This window comes from Geothrix oryzisoli (assembly GCF_022808865.1).
GTDB lineage: Bacteria > Acidobacteriota > Holophagae > Holophagales > Holophagaceae > Geothrix > Geothrix oryzisoli.
The window spans coordinates 601482-622934 of record NZ_JAKZLB010000001.1 but is presented as its reverse complement, the minus strand read 5'-3'; the positions used below and the strand labels follow the sequence as shown (position 1 = coordinate 622934).

Genomic DNA, 21453 nt, shown 5'->3' with positions numbered 1-21453 from the left:
CATGCTGCGCCCTCCGCACCACCAGATCTTCGCCTTCGACGCCGAGTGGGTGCCGGATCCCGCCACGGGACGGCGCGTGCTGGACCTGCCCAAAGAGATGTCCGACGAGGAGGTGACGGAGCGCCTGTGGGCCTACGGGGGGGCCACGGAAGCCGAGCCCCGGCCCTACCTCAAGACCATCCTCTGCCGCGTGGTGTCCATTGCGGCGGTGGTCCGCACGGTCAAGGGCGGCGAGGTCCACCACAAGCTCTTCGCCCTGCCGGAGGGACCGGAGGCGCTCCCCGAGGACGACCTGCTGCGCCGCTTCCTGGTGGCGCTGGGAGACCGGAAGCCCCAGCTGGTGGGGTTCAACTCCCGGGATGCGGACCTCCCCATCCTGGTCCAGCGGGGCATGGTCCACCGCCTGTCCATCCCGGGCCTGGGCCGCAGCCCTGAGAAGTGGGCGCCCGGCGACTTCTTCGACCGCTACGGCAACCAGCACATCGATCTGCGGGAGGTGACGGGGAGTTGGGGCAAGGCCTCCTCCACACTCCACGAACTGGCCACGGCCTGCGGCATCCCCGGCAAGCTCGGCACGGACGGCAAGAGCGTCATCGACCTCTGGCGGGCGGGCGACGTGGCCGGCATCGTCCGGTACAACCAGTTCGATGCGCTCACCACCTTCCTGGTGTGGCTGCGGGCCATGACGCTCTCCGGCCACCTGACGCCGGAGCAGATGGAGGCCGAGGAAGCCCAGATCAAGGCCCTCGTCGAACAGAAGATGGCCCTGGATCCTCTCTTCGGCCTGTTCCTGGAAGGCTGGCAGCGACTTTCCTGACCCGTTCCCTTCCCAAGGCGATTAGACTGGGCCGGATCTGCCGATCACGGCTCGTTTCTTCCCAAGGGAGGCATTGTGAACAAGCGACTTGCCGCAGAATTTTTCGGGACCCTCTGGCTGGTCCTGGGCGGGTGCGGGAGTGCCGTCCTGGCGGCCACCTTCCCGGGCGTGGGCATCGGCCTTCACGGCGTCGCCCTGGCGTTCGGCCTCACGGTGCTGACCATGGCCTTCGCCATCGGTCCCATCTCCGGCTGCCACCTGAACCCGGCCGTGACCCTGGGCCTGGCCGTGGGGGGGCGCTTCCCCTACAAGGACATCGCCGGGTACTGGATCGCCCAGGTCCTGGGCGCGGTGGCGGCCTCCCTGATCCTCTATGTCATCGCGACGGGGAACGGCTCCGCCATCGGCGGCTTCGCCAGCAATGGCTTCGGGGACCACTCCCCGGGCAGGTACGGGCTGGGCGCGGCCTTCCTGACGGAAGTGGTGATGACCTTCTTCTTCCTGATGGTGATCCTGGGCAGCACCGCCAAGAAGGCGGCCCCGGGCTTCGCCCCCATCGCCATCGGCCTCTGCCTGACCCTCATCCACCTCGTCAGCATCCCCGTCACCAACACCTCGGTGAACCCCGCCCGCAGCACCGGTCCGGCGCTGTTTGTGGGCGGCTGGGCCCTCGGCCAGCTCTGGCTCTTCTGGGTGGCGCCCCTGATCGGTGCGGCCCTGGCAGGCTGGCTCTTCCCGAAGCTGGAGGACTGAAGCCCAGCAGATCAGAGCTGCCGGAGGATCCGCTCGATGCCGGTCGCTTTGCGGCCCTCGGTGGTGACCAGCACGGCGTGGAGCTGGAGGTCGCCCTCGGCGACTTCGTACTTGGGGCGCTGCACCTTCAGGAAGCGCCCCAGGCTGGACTCCTTCTTCATGCCGATGACGCCACCGTAGGGCCCGGTCATGCCGATGTCCGTCACGTAGGCGGTCCCGCCGGGCAGGACCTTGGCATCCAGCGTGGGCACGTGGGTGTGGGTGCCCAGGACGGCCGCGGCCCGGCCCTCCAGGTAGTAGCCCATGGCCTGGGCCTCGCTGGTGGCCTCGGCGTGCATGTCCACGATGACGAGGTCCGCCCGTTCCTTCTGGAGGATCGCATCCACGCCGCGGAAGGGGCAATCGCAGGCGGGCATGTGCACGCGGCCCATGAGGTTGATGACCAGCACCTCGGCGCCGGACGGCGTGTGCAGCTTCACCCAGCCGTTCCCCGGGGTGTCGGCGGGATGGTTGGCGGGCCGCAGCAGGCGGGGTTCCTGGCGGAAATAGGTGTCGATGCCCTTCACGTCGAAGGCGTGGTTGCCCGTGGTGATGACGTCCACTCCGAAGCGGTCGAACCACTCCCGGGCGATGGTGTCGGTGATGCCGTGGCCGTGGGCGGCGTTCTCGCCGTTCACCACCACCAGGTCGGCCCCGGTCTCCCGGCGCAGCTCGGGCACGAAGGCCTCCACCAGCCGTCGCCCCGGTTCCCCCACCACATCGCCCAGCGCCAGGATCTTCATGCTTCAACCATATCGAAAAAGGGCGGCGCTGGTGCGCCGCCCTTTTGGTGTTGCGGGTGGGACTAGAACGCGAAGCGCGCGCCCACCTGGATCTGACGGGCGGAGCCCACCCAGCTCTGGGAGTAGTCGAGCTTGGGGGCGGCGTCCGTGCTGGAGGAGTTGATGCGGGTGGACAGGTAGGTGTCCTGGCGGTTCAGGACGTTGAAAACGTCCGCCGAGAGGGTCATCTTCACGCGCTTGGCGAAGAGGATGTCGCGGCGCAGGCCCAAGTCGATGTAGAAGTTCGAGCCGGCCCGGAGGGTGTTGCGGCCCGAATCCTGGCCATTTGCGTAGAAGCGGTCATTGCTGGAGTTTCCGTCGCCGTTCACATCCTTGGTGTAGAGGAGGGTGTAGGGCGTGCCGGTCTGGTAACGGAAGGAGAGCGAGGAGAGGATCCCCGTCACGTTCTTGTCCAGGAAGCTCAGGTAGCCGGTGAGGACCTGGCGGCGATCCGTGTCCGCGTAGCCCCACTGGGCACCCAGGTTGCCGGCATCCTGGATGCCGATGCCGGAGTAGTTGCGCTCGTTGGAATCGCTGTCCTTGTTGATGCTGTAGGTGTAGTAGACCTGGGCATCGAAGGCGCTGTCGTCCTTGTGGTACTTCAGGCTGACGGTGTAGGCGTGGTACAGGCTGGTGGCGTCGGAGAAGTACATCCCCTCCGTGCCGTAGGCGGCGTTGGGACGCGCGGGATACATGAGGCGGCCGTAGGCGCCCATGGTCGGAGTGCCGAGGTTCAGGTCGGCAGTGCGCTCGAGCTGGTTGGCCTTGGCGTAGGTGGCGGACACGCCCACCACCAGGTCGCGGAAGAAGGGCCGCTCGGCGCCGAGGTTCACCCGGTCGGTGTAGGGGTTCTTGAAGTTCCGGTTGAAGGTCCAGATATTGAATCCGGTGAGCGTGACCCCGGTCGGCATGGCGGAAATCCAGTAGGGATTCGCGGCATTGAACGCCCCTCCGCCCGTGAAGGTGGTCGCGTTGCCGCGGGGGATGCCGTAGGTGGTGGAATCAGCAGGGGAGAAGTCCTTGGAACCAGTGCGGACCCCGTTGGCGGCATAGGCCTGGTAGAAGAACACGGCGGGCGTGGTGCTGACATAGCGGCCCACGCTGCCGCGGATGACGGTCTTGCCCTGGTCGAACTCGGGGGTCCAGGTGAAGGAGAACCGGGGCGAGAACTGGCTGTCGCTCGGAATCTTCGAGGAAATGGGCATGGTGGTCGCGAGCGGATCGCTCATGTCCAGGATCGGGTAGTCCGGGTTCTCCTGCTTGTCCCAGCGGACACCGAGGCCGACCTTGAAGGTGTCGGTGAGGCGCCACTCCGTCTGGACAAAGGCGGCCATCTGCTTGTAGCTGGTGTCGAAGAGACCCGCCTGCTGCACGGGGCTGTTCAGGCCGAAGTTCTGCCGGTAGTAGGTCCAGTTGCCCGCCTCGAAGTTCGCGAGGGAGCTGAAGCTGTAGACGCCCTGCCAGTTGCCGGCGAAGAACTCGGACACGTTGATGTCGTTGTAATCGATGCCCGCCTTCACCTGGAAGGTCGGGGTCACGAAGCTGATGTTCTCCTGGATCTGGGTGCGCTTGGTGTTGTAGGTGCGGTCGAAGGGATAGGCCCCGTAGTAGCCGACGTTGGTGATGGCCACCTCAGGGCTGGTCGAGAACGTGGACCGCGGCATGTCGTCCTTGGTGTGGCTGATGCGGAACTCGTTCATCCAGTTGGCATTGAGCACCCAGTTCCACTGGAGCACATAGGCGTCCGTGGTCACGTTATCCGTGGCGAGGTTCTCATAGGCGGCCATGTTGCTGGCGCCGGTCACACCCTTGAACTTGGAGTGGTTGATGCGGAACTGGACGCTCTGGTCGACGGTGGGATTCCAGTCGAACCGCACGAAGTAGACGTCCGAGTCCTCGGGAACGGAGTAGTTGCCGCTCTTGGTGAGGAGGGTCTGGACATTGGTGTTGGCCAGATCGGTGGTGGTGAACACGGTCGGGTTGTTGCCGCCCCACACCTGGTTGATGGGCGACTTCTTCCGCTGCGCGTCGTAGGCCACGAAGTAGAAGAGCTTGTCCTTGACGATGGGTCCGCCGATGCTGAAGCCGAACTGCTCCTGCTGGAAGGCGCCCACGGGATAGGTGCTCGTGGAGCCGTTGGGCTGGCGCAGGGTCGGGCCGGCCTCCACCCAGCTGCGGGGACGCTGGTAGTAGAAGAGGCTGCCGCTCAGATCGTTGGTGCCATTCTTGGTGATGGCGTTCACGTAGCCGCCGCCCATGCGGCCGAATTCCGCGCTGGCGCCGTCGGTGATCACCTGGTACTCGCGGATCGCTTCGATGGAGATGGTGAAGGGCGTCTTGCCCTCGGCCGCGCCGGTGGCACCGCCGAAGAAGGGCTCGTTGTTGTCGCCGCCGTCGATGTTGATGGAGGTGTTGACACCTCGCTGGCCGGCGATGGCGAGGTTGCCGCGGCTGCTGTCCACCACGACCTGCGGCGTCAGGGTGGCCAGGTTCGTGAAGTTGCGGTTGAAGACGGGCAGGTTGGTGAGGTTGTCGGGAGAGACGATGGCGGCGGCGCTGGCGCGCTCCGAATCCACCGCGGAAGCCGCGGCGACCACTTCCACCACGGCGCCGGTTTCGGCCGCGAGGCGGATGGTCAGGGGGGCGGCATCACCCAGGTTCAGGTTCACCTTCACGTTGCTGGCGGTCTGGTAGCCGGCCTTGGTGACACTGACGGTATAGGGGCCGACGGGCAGCAGGGTGGCCAGATAGCGGCCTTCGCCGCTGGTCTGGAGGGTGCGGGTGAGTCCGGTCTCCGTGTTGCGGATGACCACGGTGGCGCCGGCGATGGCTCCGCCCTTGGTATCCAGCACCCGGCCACCCAGCTGGGTGGACACACCCTGGGCGACGAGGGGGGCCGCTGCCACCAGCAGGGCCATGAGAGACGAACCACCGATATGCCTTGATCTCATGAGAAGTTCCTCCGTATTGAAAAGAGTATCCACGGCTTGCCTCTCATTAAAAGGGATCTGATGGTCAAGGAACGAAAATGTCACAGAGGGCATCCGAAGGTCACAGGGGCGCCCAGCCGGGGGCTGTCCCGGTTTCCGGGACCGGTCCTGCTAGGCTTCATTCATTCCTTGAGATATCGATGAGACTGGTCGCCCTAGCCCTTGCCTTCCTCTCCCTGATCCCCCTGGCGGCTCAGGGCCCCGCCACCCTGGCCGTGTCCGAGATCCGGGCCGGCATGAAGGGCTATGGCAAGACCGTCTTCCAGGGCGGGAAGATCGAACGCTTCGAGTTCGAAGTGCTGGGTGTGCAACGGAACGCAGCACCAGGCAAAAGCCGCATCATGGTCCGTGCTTCGGGCGGCCCCCTGGCGGACACGGGCATCCTGGCCGGCATGAGCGGCAGTCCCTGCTACATCGACGGGAAGCTCATCGGGGCGTTGAGCACGGGCCTCCTCTTTGAGAAGGAGGCCATTGGCGGCATCACTCCCATTGCGGAGATGTTGGACCAGCTCCGGGATATCCCCGAGATCGCACCCAGCCGCACCCCCCTGATCCTGCCCAAGCTGGAACCCCCCAAGGTCCTCAAGGCCGCCCTCTCCGGGAAGATGCTCGACTTCCAGTCCCTGATGGGCGAGGCGGATCCCCAGGCCCTTCCCATGACCCTCGTCGGCAGCAGCCTGGGGCCCGAGGCCCAGCGGCTGTGGGCCGGGCTGCCGGTCGCTTTTGCCGCCGCGCCGGTCCTGTCCGGAGGACGGGAGGAAGCCAGCCCCCTCGAGCCGGGCGGCATGGCCGCCATCACCCTCATGCAGGGGGACCTGGATCTGGCCGCCGCCGGCACCATCACGTTCGTCTCCGGCAAGCGGGTGCTGCTCTTCGGCCACCAGCTGTTCAACCTCGGGTCGGTCGATCTGCCGCTCTGGTCCGCCACGGTGGCCAGCACCGTGGCGAGCTACCAGAGCTCCTTCAAGATGGCCATGCCGGTGGCGCCCATCGGTGCTTTGCGGCTGGACCGCAGCTCGGGGGTGGCGGGCATCCTGGGCGCTGAGGCCCGGATGGTCCCCTTGCGGATCGGGTTGAACCTGGCGGGCAAGCGCACCCTGAACTTCCGGTTCGAACTGATGGACCACCCCGTGGCCACACCAGCCCTGGTGGCTACCGCCGTCGCCCAGACCCTGGACGCCCACACCCGGGGCGTCGGCCTCCAGAGCCTGTCCATGCAGGGCAATATCAAGCTGGCCGGCCACCCCGCCATCCTGATCGAGAACGTCATCGCCGACCTGAACCCCTCGCGCATGGCCCAGTACATCGGCGCCATGCTCCAAGCCATCACCCTCAACCCCTTCGAGAAACCGGTGTTCGAGGGCATCTCCATCACCATCAAGGCGGAGGAGCGGCTGGACCTGTCGGGCATCGCCGGGGTGCGCCTCCTGAAGGCCAGGGCGAAGCGGGGCGAGGTGCTGCCGGTGCTCGTGACCCTCCAGAACATCCAGGGTGTGCGCGAGACGGCCACCTTCAACATCCAGGTCCCATCCTCCGCCGCCAAGGGCAAGGCCACGCTCATGGTGGGCGACGGCTTCAGCCTCATGGCCGCGGACCCCGACGAGCGCATGATCGAAGTATCGAACCTCGGGGATGTGGTGCGCCTCCTGAATGGCGCCCTCCGGAACAACCACGCCTACGCCCTGCTGGTGCAGGCCCAGCCTGGCGCCGGCCTCCGGGGCGCCCGCATCGAGGGCATCCCGCCGACGGTGGCCAGTCTGGTGAGCGGCGACGGGGCCAGCAGCGACAACAAGCTGCAGCGGCGCATCGTCGGCCGGGCGGTGCTGCCCCTGGATCGGGAAGTGCGGGGCCTCAGTCAACTGGATGTGGAAATCGAGTAGTGGATCTGGGACGAAAGGGTTCTATGCGCTGGATGAGCTTCCTCCTTTCCATGGCCGTGGGGATGACCGCCCTGGCGGATCAGCCGACGGCCACGTTTTCCGGCTTCAACGACTGGCTGGGTTCCGAGACCCACGGCGTCCGCATCGGCGCCGATGGCCGCCTGCGCCTGGCCCCGAGCCTGCGCCGCGTGGGCCAGCTGCCGGAAGGGGTGATATGGGCCGCGGTGCCGGATGGTTCCGGCGGGGCCTACTTGTCCGCCGGCACGGACGGCAAGCTGTTCCACTACACCGGCGGTCAGGTGAAGCCCCTGGGGCAGGTCAAGGGCGGCATCGTCTTCGCCCTGGCACGGCTGGGTCAGGATCTGATCGTCGCCCCCACGGGTGAGGGCAAGCTGTTCCGGGTGGCCCCCAATGGCGATGTGAAACCCTTCGCGGACATCGAGGCCCGCATCGTCTGGGCCCTCGCTGTGGAAGGTGACGCGGTCATTGCCGCGGGCGGTTCCGAGAAGGGGGCCGTGCTGGTGCAGGCCCGGAGCGGCTCCAGCCGCCGCCTCGCGGAGCTGGCGGACGAGACGTCCTTTACGGCCCTGGCGCCGGACGGGCAGGGCGGGTGGTACTTGGGCAGCCACGGCCGGGGCCTGGTGCTCCGCTACAGTCGCCAGGGCGACCGCCTGGAGACCTTGATGGACACCCCCTTCGAGGAGGTGCGGGCCCTGGCGCTGGCGGACGGGCAGCTCTACATCGGCGCCGACAACGGGCTCACGCCGAAATTCAGCACGGGTCAGCTGGAGCGGCGGGAGGGCTACCTGCAGGCGGACACGGCTGTCGCCGCGCGGTCTGCGGTCATCCGCCTCGACCGGGACCGCGTGCCCGAGACCCTTTGGCAGAGCGCCCAGAGCCAGGTCTACGCCCTGGCGGCCTGGAAGGGTCAGCTGCTGGTCGGCACGGGCAACCGCTCCCGCCTGTTCTCGCTGCCGCTGGGCAAAACCCATGACACCGACCCCTTCGCCGTGGTGCAGGAGCTGGGCACGGCCCAGGCCACGGCCTTCCTGCCCTCGGGCGGGGACCTGCTGGTGGTGGGCTCCAACCCGGCCGAACTGCACCTTCTTTCCGAGGCCCAGGCCGCGGAGGGCACGGTGGAGTCCAGGATCCTCAAGGGTGCGCCCCTGGCGGATTGGGGTCGTGCCTACCTCGATGCGGATACGCCCACGGGCACCAATGTGGAGTTCCAGTTCCGCACGGGGAGCACCGAAACGCCGGACGCCACCTGGAGTCCCTGGACCCCGCCGCTGCGCAGCGGCGAACGGCCGGCCCTGCCTGCCTCCCGCTTCGCGCAGTTCCGCCTGCGCCTCAGCAGCACCCGCGGTGGTGCCAGCCCGACGGTGGAGACCGTCACTGTGTACTGGGCCCACCGGAACCTGGCGCCGGTCTGGGAAGGCGTGGACATCATGCCGCCGGGCCTGATCATCACCCGCACGGCTCCGCCGGATGACATCGGCATCGAGCGGGTGCCCCTGGAGACCCAGAAGCTCATCCCGGCCCTGGGGTACATGGGCGCCGAGAAGCGCAGCTTCCGGCGAGGCGGGCAGAGTTTCGTCTTCCGGGTGAACGATCCCAATGCCGACACGCTCCAGTTCGCCATCCGGCTGCTGCCGGACCGGGGCGGACCGATCCTCCTGGAGAAGGCCTGGAAGGAGAAGTTCTTCAGCTTCGACACCCTGCCGGTGCCCGATGGCCGCTACCGCCTGGAGGTGACCGCCTCCGACGCGCCCAGCGCCCCCTTCAATGCCGTGCTCACCAGCGTCTGGCGGACGGCGCCCTTCATCATCGACCATACGCCTCCGGCCATCTCCGACCTCAGCGCCACGACCGAAGGCGAAGGAGTCCGCGTCCGCTTCGTGGCGCGGGATGACAGCTCCACGCTGAAGGAGGCCGCCATCAGCGCCGACGGCGAGCGCTGGCTCCAGATCGTCCCCGAGGACCGGGTCTTCGACCAGAAGGAGGAGCGCTTCGACGTGCTCGTGCCCCGCGACGCCGTGCGGGGCGACCGCATCCTCGTGAAGGTCGCCGACCAGAACGGCAACGAGCAGACGGCCGCGGTCAGCGTGGGGGCTGCCGCCAAGCGGTAGCTGGCGCAAGCGCCAAAAAGGCGGGCCGCCCGGCCCGCCTTTTTGGACACCAGCGGAACGCTACAACCCTTTGAACTGGGCGGCCCGCTTCTCCATGAAGGCGCCCATGCCCTCCTGCATGTCCTCGGTGGCGGCAAGGAGGCCGAAGAGGGCGGCCTCGTACTGGAGGCCCTGTTCCTGGGGCATCTCGAGGCCTTCGTTCACGGCGGCCAGGGCGCTGCGGAGCGCCAGGGGGCCGCGTGAGAGGATGGTCCTCGCCAGCTTCCCGGCGGTGGCCTTCAGATCCGCCTGGGGGACCACGCGGCTCACGAGGCCCATGCGGAGGGCATCGGCGGCGGGGGTCATCTCGGCGCTGAGGATCATGTCGAGGGCCACGCCCTTGCCCACGAGGCGGGGCAGGCGCTGGGTGCCGCCGTAGCCGGGGATGATGCCCAGGCTCACCTCGGGCAGGCCGAACTTCGCATTCTCGCTGGCGATGCGGATGTGGCAGGCCAGGGCCAGCTCGCAGCCGCCGCCCAGGGCGAAGCCGTTCACGGCGGCGATGACGGGCTTGGGCATGGCCTCGATGCGCTGGAAGACCGCCTGGCCGCGGAGGGCCTGGACCCGGGCCGAGGCCGTGTCGAGGGTCTTCAGCTCCGCGATGTCGGCACCGGCGACGAAGGCCTTCTCTCCGGCGCCCGTGACCACCACGGCGCCCACCTCGGCATCCTGCTCCAGGTCCGCGAAGGCCTGCTCCAACTCCTTCAGCACCTCGTTGTTGAGGGCATTGAGCTTCTCGGGGCGGTTGAGGGTGACCCAGGCGATGCGGTCGGCTTTCTCGACGAGGATGAAGGACATGAGAGGCTCCTGGTTTGGGATCGGTGTCGAGCATTGTACGCTGGGGCCGGAGTGACCGATGTTCCATCCCCCGCACCCCGAGACCTATCGCGACCAGCTGCGCGCCTTCCTGCGAGAGGACTGGGGCACCCAGGACTGGAGCACCGCAGCCGTGCCGGACCGGCCCATGACCGCGCGCGTGGTGGCCAAGGCCGACCTGGTGCTGGCGGGACTTCCCATGGCGGTGGAGACCCTCCGGCTCACCTGTCCGAACGTCAACGCGGACCTGGCACGGCACGACGGCCAGCGGGTCGGTCCGGGGACCGAGGTGATGCGCCTGCGCGGTTCCAGCCACGGCATCCTGCTGGCCGAGCGGGTCATGCTGAACCTGCTGCAGCGGCTGTCCGGCACCGCCACCCTGACGCGGAGGTTCGTGGACGCGGTCGAGGGCACCGGCGCCCGCATCCTCGACACGCGCAAGACCACGCCCGGCCTGAAGCTGCTGGAGAAGTACGCCGTGCGCTGCGGTGGCGGCGTGAACCATCGGCTGACGCTGGGGGATGGCGTGCTCCTGAAGGAAAACCACTTGGCCGCGGCGGGAGGCGTCCGGTCCGCGGTGGAGGCGGCCCGCCGGACGGCCCCGAACCTCGTGAAGATCGAGGTCGAGGTGGAGACCCTGGGTCAGCTCAAAGCCTGCCTGGACCTGCCGGATGTCGACGGCGTGCTGCTGGACAACATGTCCCTGGAGCAGATGAGCGAGGCCGTGGCCCTGCGGGATCGCAGCGGGCGGCGCCTCTTCCTGGAAGCCAGCGGCAACATCACCCTGGACCGGGCCCGGGCCGTGGCCGAGACCGGCGTGGACTTCCTGAGCGTGGGTGCGCTCACCCACAGCGCACCTGCCGCGGACCTCAGCCTGCGGATGGACTGAGGGGCGGACCTCGGACATCATGAGAGCCTCAACTCACGAGGCAGGGGGCGGTATGCGTTCGATCCAATGGGGGGTGACCTCAGCGATCCTCATGGCAGTGCTGCCGCTGGCAGCCCAGGCCGTGCGGACCATGACCTTCATGGACGTGATGGGGATGCGCAGCGTGGCCGCGGGCCAGCTTTCGCCGGACGGCAGCCGCGTGGTCTACACCGTCGGCGTCCCTCACTGGAAATCCGGCAAGGTCTACACGGACATCTTCGTGGCGGAGGCCGCCACGGGACGGATCCGGCAGATGACCTTCACCCGCGACAAGAGCGAGACCGCCCCCCAGTGGGCGCGGGATGGCCGGCGCTTCGCGTTCCTCAGCGACCGCGAGGGCAGCCAGCAGGTCTACCTCATGTCCGTGGAAGGTGGCGAGGCCCGGAAGCTCACGGAGGCCAAGGATGGGGTCCACGCCTTCGCCTTCAGCCGCGACGGGAAGTGGCTGGCCTTCAGCGCGGGGAAGGCCGAGGATCGCCAGGTCTCCCTGGTCGACCTGACCCTGGAGGATTTCCCGATCACGGCGCTGCCCAGGCACGCCACGCCCATCCGGGACTTCGCCTTCAGCGAAGATGGGAGGCGCCTCTTCTTCACCAGCCCCGATCGTGTGGACAAGGATGATCTGAAGCGGAAGGAGAAGAAGTTCGACGTCCGCGTGGCGGACCCGGAACAGCCGCCGGTCCACCTCTGGTCCGTGGAGCTGAGCGACAGGACCGAGAAGCGGTGGACTGAGGGAGCGGGCTTCACCGTGTCCGCCTTCCAGCTGTCGAAGGACGGCCACTGGGCTTCGTACCGGGCCTTCCCGGCGGCACGCCGGGTGGGCGACATCACCCGCGAGGAGGCGAGCCTGCATCTGCTGGATCTGGCCAGTGGGCAGGTCCGGCAGGTGCTCGAACGATTTGCCGGATTCTCGGCCTTCTCGCCGGATGGGCACTGGCTGGCCTATGCCGCCCCGGAACGCTTCGAGCGACTGCGCAACGAAAAGCTCTGGGTGACGCCCACCGCCGGAGGGCCGGCCAAGAACCTCCTGGCCGGGAAGGACCTGAGCGTGTCCGGCGCCAGTTGGGGCGAGGACTCCCGCACCCTCTACTTCACCGAGGCCGTGGGGGTGGACCAGCACCTGTTCGCCCTCTCCGTGGCGGACGGGGCCATGACCCAGCTCACGAAGCTGACGGGCGTGGTCGGGGGAGGCTATCACGATGAGGCCAGGGCCTTCCTGCTGACCTACAGCCACCCGAGGAAGCCCATGGACCTCTATGTGGCGAAGGTGGCCACCGTGGGCCAGGTCGCTGCCTGGGTGAAGGTCAGCGACGGGAATCCCCAGGTGGCGAAGCTGGCTCTGGGTGAGACCGAGACTGTGCGCTGGAAGGCCAAGGATGGTGTGACCGTGGAAGGCCTGCTCATCAAGCCGCTGGGCTACGAGAAGGGCAGGCGCTACCCGCTCATCGTGCAGATCCACGGAGGGCCGGCCGCCGCGGACATGAACACCTTCCAGGGACGCTACGTCACCTATCCGCACATCTATGCGGCCGCGGGCTATGCGGTGCTCCAGCCGAACTACCGGGGCTCGACGAACTATGGCGAGGCCTTCGCACGGCAGATCGGCGGGAACTTCCTGCGGATCTCCTACGGCGACATCATGGCGGGCGTGGATCACCTGATCCGCGAAGGCATCGCGGATCCCGACCGGCTCGGCCTGATGGGCTGGAGCGCCGGCGGCCATCTGTCCAGCTGGGCGCTGACCCAGACGGACCGCTTCAAGGCCATCAGCACCGGCGCCGGCGCGGTGAACTGGATCTCCATGTACGCCGAGAGCGACGTCCAGAGCGTGCGGGAGTTCTACCTGGGCGGGCGGCCCTACGACGCCTGGGACAACTTCGTGAACGAATCGGCCCTCAAGTTCATCCGGAATGCGAAGACGCCGACCCTCATTCACGTGGGGGAGGCGGACCAGCGCGTGCCCAAGCCCCAGAGCGACGAGCTCTACATGGCCCTGAAGAAGCTGGGGGTGCCCGTGGAGTACCTCGTCTATCCCGGCATGCCCCACGGCCTGATCGAGCCGCGCTACCAGCTGGTGAAGATGGTCAGCGAGTTCAACTGGTTCGAGAAGTGGATCAAGGGCCAGAAGGACTGGTTCGAGTGGAAGACCCTGCTGGACACCCTGCCGGCGGACGCGGAGGCCAAACCTGATCCCACCGCCCCTGCCTCAAGGCGGAGGTAGCGATACTGAGCCCAAGAGGGGAGGAGAAAGAAGAAGCCCGGCTTGGCCGGGCTTCTTCGTGGGATTCGGGAGTGCGCGCGAAGCGCGCTTCCTACTTCACTTCCAGCTTCCGCGCCTCCAGCAGGTGTCCCAGGGCCTTCTCCAGGGCCGTGACGGCCTTGGCGTAGGTGATCTGGGCCTGCAGTTCATTGCCCTTGGCGGTGTTCAGGTCGTTGAGCTTGGAAAGCACGAGGAAGTTGGTGCTCATGCCGTTCTCGAACTTCTTCTGCTCGGCTTCGAGATCCTTCTCGCGGAAGATCCGCGTCTTCTCGGCGGCGACCACGCCCTTCCCGGAGGCATCCAGGTTGCGGAGGGCCTGGCGGACTTCCAGCGTGATGCCCAGCTCGAGGTCGCGCAGGGTCAGCTCGCTCTGCCGGCGGTTGGCGCGGGCCTGGGCCTGATTGCCCCGGGCGGCGCGGTTCTGGATGGGCATGGAGAACTGGAGGCCCACGGTGTAGCCGGGGTAGGCACCCTTGGTGAGGTCCTTGTTGACCGCGGAGAGGCCCTCCGAGGGGATCTGGGCGGCGGCGTTGCCGTTATAGGAGGCGAAGGCGTCCAACTGGGGCAGGGTGCGGTTGTTGGCGGCGGTCTCCAGGGCCAGCTTGGATTCCAGATCGAGCCGGGCGGTCTTCAGCTCGATGCGGTTGGCCAGGGCCTGCTTCTCGGCGGCCTTTTCGTCCAGCGCCAGGGGCTTGAGGTCGGGGGCGTCCGCCGGCTCCATGGTCGCGGGCCGCTCGGAGGAGGGGTACAGGGCGCGGATCAGGGCGTCCTTGGCATTGAGGAGCTGGGCCTCGGCCGCGATGATGTCCTGCTGGGCCTGGGCGACGGAAGCCTCGGAGGAGGTGACCTCGATGGGCGCCAGGGTGCCCACCTGCACGCGGATCTGGTTCTCCTTGAGCTGCTTCTGGGCCAGGGCCAGGGCCTGCTGCTTGTTGTCCAGGTTCCGCTGGGCGTAGACCACGTCCCAATAGAGGGACTCCGTGCTGGCCACCAGGCTGATGATCGAGAGCTGGAAGTTCAGGTCCGCGGCCTGGGCGCTCTTGCGGGCCACGATGAGACGGCTCTCGGTCGTGTCCCGGCCGAAGCCCTTCAGCAGGCTCTGCGTGTAGGTGGCCGAGAAGCTGCCGTCATAGGGGTTGGTGGTGAAGGGAGCCTCTGGCCCGCCGTTCACCGTGCCCTTGCTGAACCGGTAGGTCGGGGCGTAGTTCAGGCTCAGGTTGCCGCCCCAGCCGAAAGCCTTGGTGGAACCGAGGGTGAAGCTCCGGTTGAAGGTCGTCGTCTCGGAGGAGGTGAGGGGGCCGCCCGGGAAGTTCTGGCCGCGGGTGGCATCCTCGGACTTGCCGATGTTCAGGCTGCTGGTGAGGTTCCAGTCGAAGGCGCCCTGCTCGATGGTGAGGCCCGCCCGCGTGAAGTCGCGGGTCTCGACGGCGATCTGCACCTGCAGGTTGTTCTTCAGCGAGGTTTCGATGGCGTTCTGAAGCGTCAGCCGGGTGGCGGCAGGCTGGGTACCCTCAGCCTTGGGAGCCTCCTGGCCAACCAGAGAGAAGGCCACAAGCAGGGCCGGGAGGATCGGGGGACGCATCATCACCACTCCTTAGAAGACCGGAAAGAACCGCCACGGGGACAAGGTGCCTACGGACAGTTCCGGGGGCCGGTTTAGAGGGCCCCACCTGAAGCAGCATGCCTCCCTCGCAAGATGAGGGCAAGAGGGTATTTCATCGGCCGTTGAAAAGAACCTATTTCAGGAGTTCACGGGCGATGACCATGCGCTGGATCTCGCTGGTGCCCTCGTAGATCGTGGTCACGCGCACGTCCCGGTAGAGCCGCTCGACGGTGTATTCCCGGGAATAGCCATAGCCGCCGTGGATCTGGACCGCGCGGTCGCAGATCCAGACGGCGCTCTCCGTGGTGAAGAGCTTGGCCGTGGCGGCCTCCACCGTGCAGGTGCGCCCGGCCCCCTTCAGGGATGCGGCGCGGTAGACCAGCAGGCGCGCGGCCTGGAGCCGGGCTTCCATCTCCGCCAGGTAGGTCTGGATCATCTGATGTTCGCCGATGGGTTTGCCGAAGGAGATCCGGGCCTTGGCATAGGCCACGCTCTCATCCATGGCCCGCTGGGCGATGCCGAGGGCCTGGGCCGCGATGCCGATGCGCCCGCCATCCAGGCCGCCGAAGGCGACCTTCAGGCCGTCGCCGGGCTTGCCGAGGATGGCGTCCTCGGGCACGAAGGCGTCCTCGAGGGCCACCATCACGGTCTTGCTGGAGCGCAGGCCCATCTTCTCTTCGGGGCGGCCCATGACTACGCCGGGCTGGCTGGCGTCGAGGATGAAGGCGCTGATGCCCTTCTTGCCCTTGTCGGGATCCGTGCGGGCCATGGTGACGAAGTAGCGGGCCACGCCGCCGTTGGTGATCCAGGCCTTGGCGCCGTTCAGCTTCCAGCCGCCTTCCACCCGGGTGGCCCGGGTCTTGAGGGCCGCCGCGTCGGATCCTGCGTCGGGTTCGGTGAGCATGAAGCCGCCCATGACCTCGCCGTTGGCCAGCGGCTTCAGGTACTTCTGCTTCTGGGCCTCGGTGCCGAAAGCCAGGATGGGCGCGCAGGCCACGGAGTTGTTCACGCTCATGGCCACGGCCACGGAGGCGTCCGCGTAGGCCACCTGCTCCAGGGCCAGGATGTAGCTCAGGAAGTCGACACCCGCCCCGCCGTAGGCCTCGGGAACGGTCATGCCCATGAAGCCCATCTCGCCCAGCTGCTGGAAGATGTCCTTGGCGAATTCGCCGCTGGCATCACGGGCGGCGGCACCGGGCGCGATCTCGGACTGGGCGAAGTCGCGGGCGGCGTCGCGGACGGCGGTCTGGTCATCGGTGAACCGGGGAAACATGGGCACTCCAGGCAACGGCTCCAGGTTAGCAACCCCACCCGAGGCCTTCCGGACCGTCGATCAGGGCGTGCCGCGGATCACAGACCACGCGCCGGCACAGGCTCCGCCGGCGGACCCGGGGAGCCAGGTCTGCGGGCCCCCGGGGCCCGAGGTTCAGGCCAGCCAAGCCTCGAGAAGCCTCAGGGCCGCCTTGGACCCCTCCCACTTCATCAGGGCGTGGGCCTCGTCGAGCCCGCACCACTTGAACTCGCTGTGCTCCATGGGTTCCAGGCGGACCGGGGCCTCGGGAGGGACTTCCATGGAGAAGCAGGTCTCGGTGTTGAAGCGGGGTTCGGCGTCGGGGAAGCGTACGATGGCCGGGTCCACCCAGAAGCTGTGGGACAGCCCGAGGGGCCGCAGCGTGCCGGTGAGGCCGGTCTCCTCCATGAGCTCGCGGTGGGCGGTCTGCTCGGGGGTCTCGCCGGGCTCCATCATGCCGGTGACGCTCTGCCACCAGAGCCCGTGCTCGGGAACACGCAGCATCATGAGGATTTCCGGGCCTGCGGCGCCGCGGCGCCAGGTCATGGCCGAGACGCTGCGGCTGGGTTCGCGCACCGGCTGGAGGTCCAGCGCCAGGCAGCGGACCAGGTGGGCCTGGAGGCGATCCGCGGCGGTCTCCCAGGAAGGCGCGTCTTCGCCCAGCAGCGACTGGAGGCTGCACACACCCTTGTCCGTGAAGCCGCAGGGGGTGATCCAGCGGAAGTGGTCGAGGTTGGGGTGCACGTTGAACGCGATGCCGTGGGTGGTGATCCAGCGGCTGAGGTGGAGACCGACGGCTCCGAGCTTCTCCAGGCCCCGCGGGGTCTCGACCCAGATGCCCGGCGCGCCCTTGAGGCGGTCGGCGGTCACCCCGAACTCCGCGGCGGTGCGGATCATGGCCTCTTCCAGGCCCCGCACCAGGCGGCCGACATCCTCCCGGCCGCCCCGCAGGTTGCAGATGGGATAGGCCACGATCTGGCCGGGGCCGTGGTAGGTGACCTCGCCGCCGCGGTCCGTGCGATGGACACTCACGCCCTGGGCGGCGAGGAAGTCGTCGCTCATGTGGATGTCCGCCGGCGTGGCGTTTCTGCCCAGTGTGAAGACCGGATCGTGCTCGAGGATCACGAGCTGATCGGGATTTCCCTCAAGGCTGACATGGGCCGCCAGGGCCTTCTGCAGGCGGAGTCCGGCCGGGTAGAACACCCGCCCGAAGCGGCGGAGCTGGGCGGGACGGGAGACGGAGAAGCCGGCTTCGGACATGCTTCGAGTGTAGCCGGGGCGACGGTCCGGTCCGGCTCTGGCATGATCGGTGGAAGGATGAGTCTGGATCCTTCCATCATCGGCCGCTTCAAGGTCCTGGGTACCCTCGGCTCCGGCGCGATGGGCACGGTGTACCTGGCGGAAGATCCCCTGCTCAAGCGAGCTCTGGCCATCAAGGTGGTCCGCGAGGGCACCGGTGATGCCGAGGTGCTGCTCCGCTTCAAGCGCGAGGCCGAAATCTCGGCCCGGCTGAACCATCCCAATGCCGTCACCGTCTTCGACGTGGGCGAAGAGCGGGATCTGGGGCCGTATCTGGTCATGGAATATGTGGAAGGGGAGTCCCTGTCGGACCGGATCCGGCGGGGACCCCTGGACCCCGACGAGGCGGTGGGCCTGCTGATCCAGGCGGCGGATGCGCTGGAAGCCGTCCATGGCCTGGGCATCCTCCACCGGGACATCAAGCCCGACAACTTCATGGTGGCCAAGGACGGTCGCCTGAAGCTCATGGATTTCGGCATCGCCCGGGGGGACCAGGGACGCCTGACCACCACCTCCTCGTTCCTGGGCACTCCGGCCTATGCGGCGCCGGAGGTTCTGAACGGCGCCAAGGCCAGGCCCGCCTCCGACCAGTGGGCCCTGGTGCTCACGGCCTTCGAGATGTTGACGGGAACGCTGCCCTTCGCCGCCGACAGTGTGGGCGCGACCCTCTATCGCATCGTCCACGAGGCCCCCCAATGGCCGCAGGACTTCCCGCCGGCCCTGGCGGCCGTCTTCGGGAAGGCCCTGGAGAAGGATCCGGAGCAGCGGTTCCCGGATCTCACCTCGTTCCTCCGGGCCCTGATCGAGGCGCTTCCCCTGGCGCCGGAGCGCCAGTCTGCGCATCTGGCCCAGCTGGCCTCCACGGCACCGGTGAAGGCCACAGGCACCCTGAGGATCGAGCGCCTGGCCCCGGCCACCTCATTACGGCACCGCTGGTTCTGGCGTGGGGGTGCGCTCCTCGCGGTCCTGGGGCTCGGCTTCTTCTTCCTGCGACCCGAACCCAGCCGGGTGCTCTCCATCGAATCGAGGCCCGCCGGCGCCGAGGTGTTTCTGGATGGGACCTCGCTGGGGCGGACCCCGCTCCGCCAGGTGGTGGTGAAGGGTAAAGCCGATCTGCTGCGTCTGGAGAAGCCCGACTTCCTGCCGCTGGCCTACCATCTGAAGGCCGAGGACAAGGACCTGGCCCTGCGGCTTCAGCCCGCGCCCTTCCAGGTCCAGGTGGCCAGCGACCCCCCGGGCGCCGAGATCTTCCTGGACGGTGAAGCCAAGGGCAAGACGCCCGCGGCCGTCGAGATCCCGGGGGAGGGCAGCCATCAGCTGCGCCTCGACCTGGAGGGCTACCAGTCCTGGCTTGCCGTGCCGGAGCGCCACAAACCCCTGCCGGACCCCATCCATCTCCAGAAGCACCGCGGGAAGAAGGGCCCCGGCGACGGCAAGATCAGGAAGTTCTTCAAGGGGATCTTCCAGTAGGGGGCTGTCCGTTCTCAGCTGTCAGCTCTCCGCAAAAGAAACGGCGGCCCAAGGGCCGCCGTGCCGTGACTGAAAGCCGATAGCTGAGAGCCGACAGCCATTTCCGCCATGATGGATCCATGGCCAAGGTGATCGTGGTGGGCGGAGGTGCGGCGGGGCTGGTGGCGGCCTGGCGGGCGGCTTCCCTGGGACACGCCGTCACGCTGCTGGAGGCCAATGGCCGGCTGGGCGTGAAACTCCGCATCAGCGGAGGCGGCAAGTGCAACATCACGCACGACGGCCCGCCGAAGGCCCTGATGGCGGCCTTTCCGGTCGAGCAGGCGCGCTTCCTGCGGCCGGCCCTGCACGCCTTCGACAACCGGGCCGTGCTGGAGCTGCTGCGGCGGGAGGGCGTGGACACCTACGCCCGCGACAACGGCCGGGTGTTCCCCCAGGATCGCCCCGGCAGTGCGGCGGCGGTGGTGGCCGCCTTCGAGGCCCTGGTGCGCCGGGCGGGCGTGGCGGTGCGCACGGGCGACCGGGTGACGGCACTGGAGGGCAGGGAGCCCCGGATGATCGCCCTGCGCGTGGGAGACGAGCGGCTCGCCGCCGATGCTTTCATTCTCGCCACCGGAGGCGCCAGCTACCCGGAAACCGGAACCCGGGGTGAGGTGCTCGGCTGGCTGAAGCAGCTGGGCGTCCCGGTGAAGCCCTGGTTCCCGGCCCTGGCGCCCATCCCCTTGCTCCGGTCCCGGCCCGGCTGGGAGGGTGTGGCTCTGCGGGACGGGGAGTTGCGCCTGAGTGCCGGCCCGCAGGGTCGCCGCCTGGGCGCCTTCGCCGGAGATGTCGTCTTCACGAAGGTCGGTATCAGTGGCCCCGCCGCGCTGGAATTGAGCCAGGCCGTGGAGGGTGCGCGCCGCGGCGGGGCCGCCTGGCTCGCCTACGCCTCGCGCCTCGACACTCCGGAAGCCGTGGATGCCTCCCTCCAGGCCGAAGCCCGCGCCCACCCCCGGCTGCTGGCGGCCACCTGGCTGCAGCGGCACTTGCCGGAGCGGCTGGTGGGCCCTCTTCTGGACGAGGCTGGGGTGGATCGGGCCCTCATGCTGAAGGACCTGTCGAAGGCCGCGCGAAAGGCCCTGGTGGGTCTGATCACGGCCCTGCCGCTCGGCGAGCCTCAGCCCGTGCCGCTGGCCCGGGGCGAAGTGGCCGCGGGCGGCGTGGATCTGGCGGCGGTGGACGCCCGCACCATGGCCCTCCGGGGCTGGGAGAACCTGCGGGTCTGCGGGGAACTGCTGGACGTCGACGGCCCCGTGGGGGGCTACAACCTCCAGGCCGCCTTCAGCACCGGCTACGCGGCGGGGACGATCTAGAGCCGTTCCGTCAGGTCCAGGACCAGTTCACCGAGTCGGGCCGCATAGCCGGTCTCGTTGTCGTGCCAGCCGAAGACCTTCACGAACCGCGGCCCGAGCATCAGCGTCAGGTCCAGGTCCATCAGCACGCTTTCGGCCCGCCCGGTGATGTCGCAGCTCACGGCGTGGGGCGGCGCCAAGCCGACGAGACCCTTCCACGGGCCGGCCAGGGCGGAGGCGTAGGCGGCCTTGATGGAGGCAGGGTCCGCGTCCCGCCGGAGGGTGGCCACCACGTCCACCAGGTTGACGTTGAGCGTGGGCACCCGGAGGGCCACGCCGTCAAAGCCCGGGGGCAGGTCCGGCAGGGCGCGGTGCAGGGCTCCGAAGGCGCTCGAGGTCGTCGGGATGATGCTCTGGAAGGCGGCGCGGGCCCGGCGGAGGTCCTTGTGGGGAAGGTCCAGCAGGCGCTGGTCGTTGGTGACCACGTGCACGGTGCTCATGCCCGCGTGCTCGAGGCCGAAGGCATCGTCCAGGATCTTGAGCATGGGCGCCGTCGCATGGGCGGTGCAGCTGGCGTTGGAGATCACGCGGTGCCGGCCGGGATCGAGCCCGGCGCGGTTCACCGGGGCGATGACGGTGTAGTCCGCATCGGGGCTCGGAGCGCTGATCAGCACGTGGGTGACGCCGCCCTTGAGGTGCCGGGCTGCATCCGCCCGCCGGGTGAAGCGCCCGCTGGCCTCCACGACCAGCCGGGTGGGCGAGGGGAAGGGGATCTCCGCCGGATCGCTGGCATGGAAGAGGGGGACGCGATGATCGCCCAGGAGGAGGAAGTCCTGCCCTCCCTCGGCGAAGCCCTCGATGGGCCGCTCCGAGGGGCCGTGGACCGAGTCGTACCTCAGCAGATGGACCAGCTGTTCCAGGGGTGCAGGGTCGTTCACGGCGCCCAGGAGCCCGGGCCTGGAAGCGCCGAGCCGACGCACCAGCAAGCGGCCGATGCGGCCGAGGCCGTTCAGGGCTAGGGTGGTCATC

At 68.2% G+C, this 21453-nt stretch carries 15 protein-coding genes; 8 read left to right on the top strand and 7 right to left on the bottom strand.

The window, feature by feature from the left end; translation table 11 throughout:
- Position 1: 1 nt before the first annotated feature.
- On the top strand, positions 2–817 hold the full coding sequence (locus MLE43_RS02790; RefSeq protein ID WP_243301505.1) for a 3'-5' exonuclease: 816 nt from the start codon (positions 2–4) through the stop codon (positions 815–817).
- Between the two features lie 75 nt (positions 818–892).
- The gene (gene aqpZ, locus MLE43_RS02785) at positions 893–1570 is read left to right on the top strand and encodes an aquaporin Z (RefSeq protein WP_243301503.1); all 678 of its coding nucleotides are present in this window, start codon (positions 893–895) and stop codon (positions 1568–1570) included.
- A gap of 11 nt (positions 1571–1581) precedes the next feature.
- Here the strand turns inward: aqpZ and MLE43_RS02780 are convergent, their stop codons facing one another.
- Both MLE43_RS02780 and MLE43_RS02775 read right to left on the bottom strand, forming a co-directional pair.
- On the bottom strand, positions 1582–2352 hold the full coding sequence (locus MLE43_RS02780; protein ID WP_243301501.1) for a TIGR00282 family metallophosphoesterase: 771 nt from the start codon (positions 2350–2352) through the stop codon (positions 1582–1584).
- Positions 2353–2414: 62 nt separating this feature from the next.
- The gene (locus MLE43_RS02775; protein ID WP_243301499.1) at positions 2415–5342 is read right to left on the bottom strand and encodes a TonB-dependent receptor; all 2928 of its coding nucleotides are present in this window, start codon (positions 5340–5342) and stop codon (positions 2415–2417) included.
- 179 nt (positions 5343–5521) lie between these two features.
- Here MLE43_RS02775 and MLE43_RS02770 point away from each other — a divergent pair, with 179 nt between their 5' ends.
- A complete protein-coding gene (locus MLE43_RS02770) occupies positions 5522–7261 on the top strand; it encodes a SpoIVB peptidase S55 domain-containing protein (RefSeq protein WP_243301497.1) in 1740 nt (579 codons plus the stop codon).
- A gap of 32 nt (positions 7262–7293) precedes the next feature.
- Positions 7294–9390, top strand: a complete 2097-nt coding sequence (locus MLE43_RS02765; protein WP_243301494.1) for a ligand-binding sensor domain-containing protein — start codon at positions 7294–7296, stop codon at positions 9388–9390.
- 60 nt (positions 9391–9450) lie between these two features.
- On the opposite strand, the gene MLE43_RS02760 is transcribed toward MLE43_RS02765, so the two are convergent.
- Positions 9451–10227, bottom strand: coding sequence for an enoyl-CoA hydratase/isomerase family protein (locus MLE43_RS02760; RefSeq protein ID WP_243301493.1), 777 nt, complete (start codon positions 10225–10227; stop codon positions 9451–9453).
- Between the two features lie 58 nt (positions 10228–10285).
- Here MLE43_RS02760 and nadC point away from each other — a divergent pair, with 58 nt between their 5' ends.
- Both nadC and MLE43_RS02750 read left to right on the top strand, forming a co-directional pair.
- Positions 10286–11134 (top strand): carboxylating nicotinate-nucleotide diphosphorylase, encoded by an 849-nt coding sequence (gene nadC, locus MLE43_RS02755; protein WP_243301491.1) that lies wholly within the window; start codon positions 10286–10288, stop codon positions 11132–11134.
- A 52-nt stretch (positions 11135–11186) separates the two neighbouring features.
- Entirely contained in the window at positions 11187–13394 is a 2208-nt protein-coding gene (locus MLE43_RS02750; protein WP_243301489.1) for a S9 family peptidase, read from the top strand.
- Between the two features lie 91 nt (positions 13395–13485).
- On the opposite strand, the gene MLE43_RS02745 is transcribed toward MLE43_RS02750, so the two are convergent.
- The 3 genes from MLE43_RS02745 to lipB form a co-directional block, all read right to left on the bottom strand.
- The gene (locus MLE43_RS02745) at positions 13486–15018 is read right to left on the bottom strand and encodes a TolC family protein (RefSeq protein WP_243301487.1); all 1533 of its coding nucleotides are present in this window, start codon (positions 15016–15018) and stop codon (positions 13486–13488) included.
- A 151-nt stretch (positions 15019–15169) separates the two neighbouring features.
- Positions 15170–16309, bottom strand: coding sequence for an acyl-CoA dehydrogenase family protein (locus MLE43_RS02740; RefSeq protein WP_243301485.1), 1140 nt, complete (start codon positions 16307–16309; stop codon positions 15170–15172).
- A 153-nt stretch (positions 16310–16462) separates the two neighbouring features.
- The gene (gene lipB, locus MLE43_RS02735; RefSeq protein WP_243301474.1) at positions 16463–17587 is read right to left on the bottom strand and encodes a lipoyl(octanoyl) transferase LipB; all 1125 of its coding nucleotides are present in this window, start codon (positions 17585–17587) and stop codon (positions 16463–16465) included.
- 57 nt (positions 17588–17644) lie between these two features.
- On the opposite strand from lipB, the gene MLE43_RS02730 reads away from it, so the two are divergent.
- Complete coding sequence (locus MLE43_RS02730; protein WP_243301471.1) at positions 17645–19096, top strand: serine/threonine-protein kinase; 1452 nt, start codon at positions 17645–17647, stop codon at positions 19094–19096.
- Between the two features lie 119 nt (positions 19097–19215).
- Positions 19216–20445, top strand: coding sequence for a BaiN/RdsA family NAD(P)/FAD-dependent oxidoreductase (locus tag MLE43_RS02725; protein ID WP_243301469.1), 1230 nt, complete (start codon positions 19216–19218; stop codon positions 20443–20445).
- Here MLE43_RS02725 and MLE43_RS02720 read toward each other — a convergent pair.
- Positions 20442–21452, bottom strand: coding sequence for a type I glyceraldehyde-3-phosphate dehydrogenase (locus MLE43_RS02720; protein WP_243301467.1), 1011 nt, complete (start codon positions 21450–21452; stop codon positions 20442–20444). The two genes, MLE43_RS02725 and MLE43_RS02720, sit on opposite strands and share 4 nt — an antisense overlap.
- Position 21453 lies beyond the last annotated feature (1 nt).

Coding starts and splice junctions, on each gene's coding strand:
- MLE43_RS02790 (WP_243301505.1), top strand. CDS start 2: ATGCTGCGCCCTCCGCACCACCAGATCTTCGCCTTCGACGCCGAGTGG.
- MLE43_RS02780 (WP_243301501.1), bottom strand. CDS start 2,352: ATGAAGATCCTGGCGCTGGGCGATGTGGTGGGGGAACCGGGGCGACGG.
- MLE43_RS02775 (WP_243301499.1), bottom strand. CDS start 5,342: ATGAGATCAAGGCATATCGGTGGTTCGTCTCTCATGGCCCTGCTGGTG.
- MLE43_RS02770 (WP_243301497.1), top strand. CDS start 5,522: ATGAGACTGGTCGCCCTAGCCCTTGCCTTCCTCTCCCTGATCCCCCTG.
- MLE43_RS02765 (WP_243301494.1), top strand. CDS start 7,294: ATGAGCTTCCTCCTTTCCATGGCCGTGGGGATGACCGCCCTGGCGGAT.
- MLE43_RS02760 (WP_243301493.1), bottom strand. CDS start 10,227: ATGTCCTTCATCCTCGTCGAGAAAGCCGACCGCATCGCCTGGGTCACC.
- nadC (WP_243301491.1), top strand. CDS start 10,286: ATGTTCCATCCCCCGCACCCCGAGACCTATCGCGACCAGCTGCGCGCC.
- MLE43_RS02750 (WP_243301489.1), top strand. CDS start 11,187: ATGCGTTCGATCCAATGGGGGGTGACCTCAGCGATCCTCATGGCAGTG.
- MLE43_RS02745 (WP_243301487.1), bottom strand. CDS start 15,018: ATGATGCGTCCCCCGATCCTCCCGGCCCTGCTTGTGGCCTTCTCTCTG.
- MLE43_RS02740 (WP_243301485.1), bottom strand. CDS start 16,309: ATGTTTCCCCGGTTCACCGATGACCAGACCGCCGTCCGCGACGCCGCC.
- lipB (WP_243301474.1), bottom strand. CDS start 17,587: ATGTCCGAAGCCGGCTTCTCCGTCTCCCGTCCCGCCCAGCTCCGCCGC.
- MLE43_RS02730 (WP_243301471.1), top strand. CDS start 17,645: ATGAGTCTGGATCCTTCCATCATCGGCCGCTTCAAGGTCCTGGGTACC.
- MLE43_RS02725 (WP_243301469.1), top strand. CDS start 19,216: ATGGCCAAGGTGATCGTGGTGGGCGGAGGTGCGGCGGGGCTGGTGGCG.
- MLE43_RS02720 (WP_243301467.1), bottom strand. CDS start 21,452: ATGACCACCCTAGCCCTGAACGGCCTCGGCCGCATCGGCCGCTTGCTG.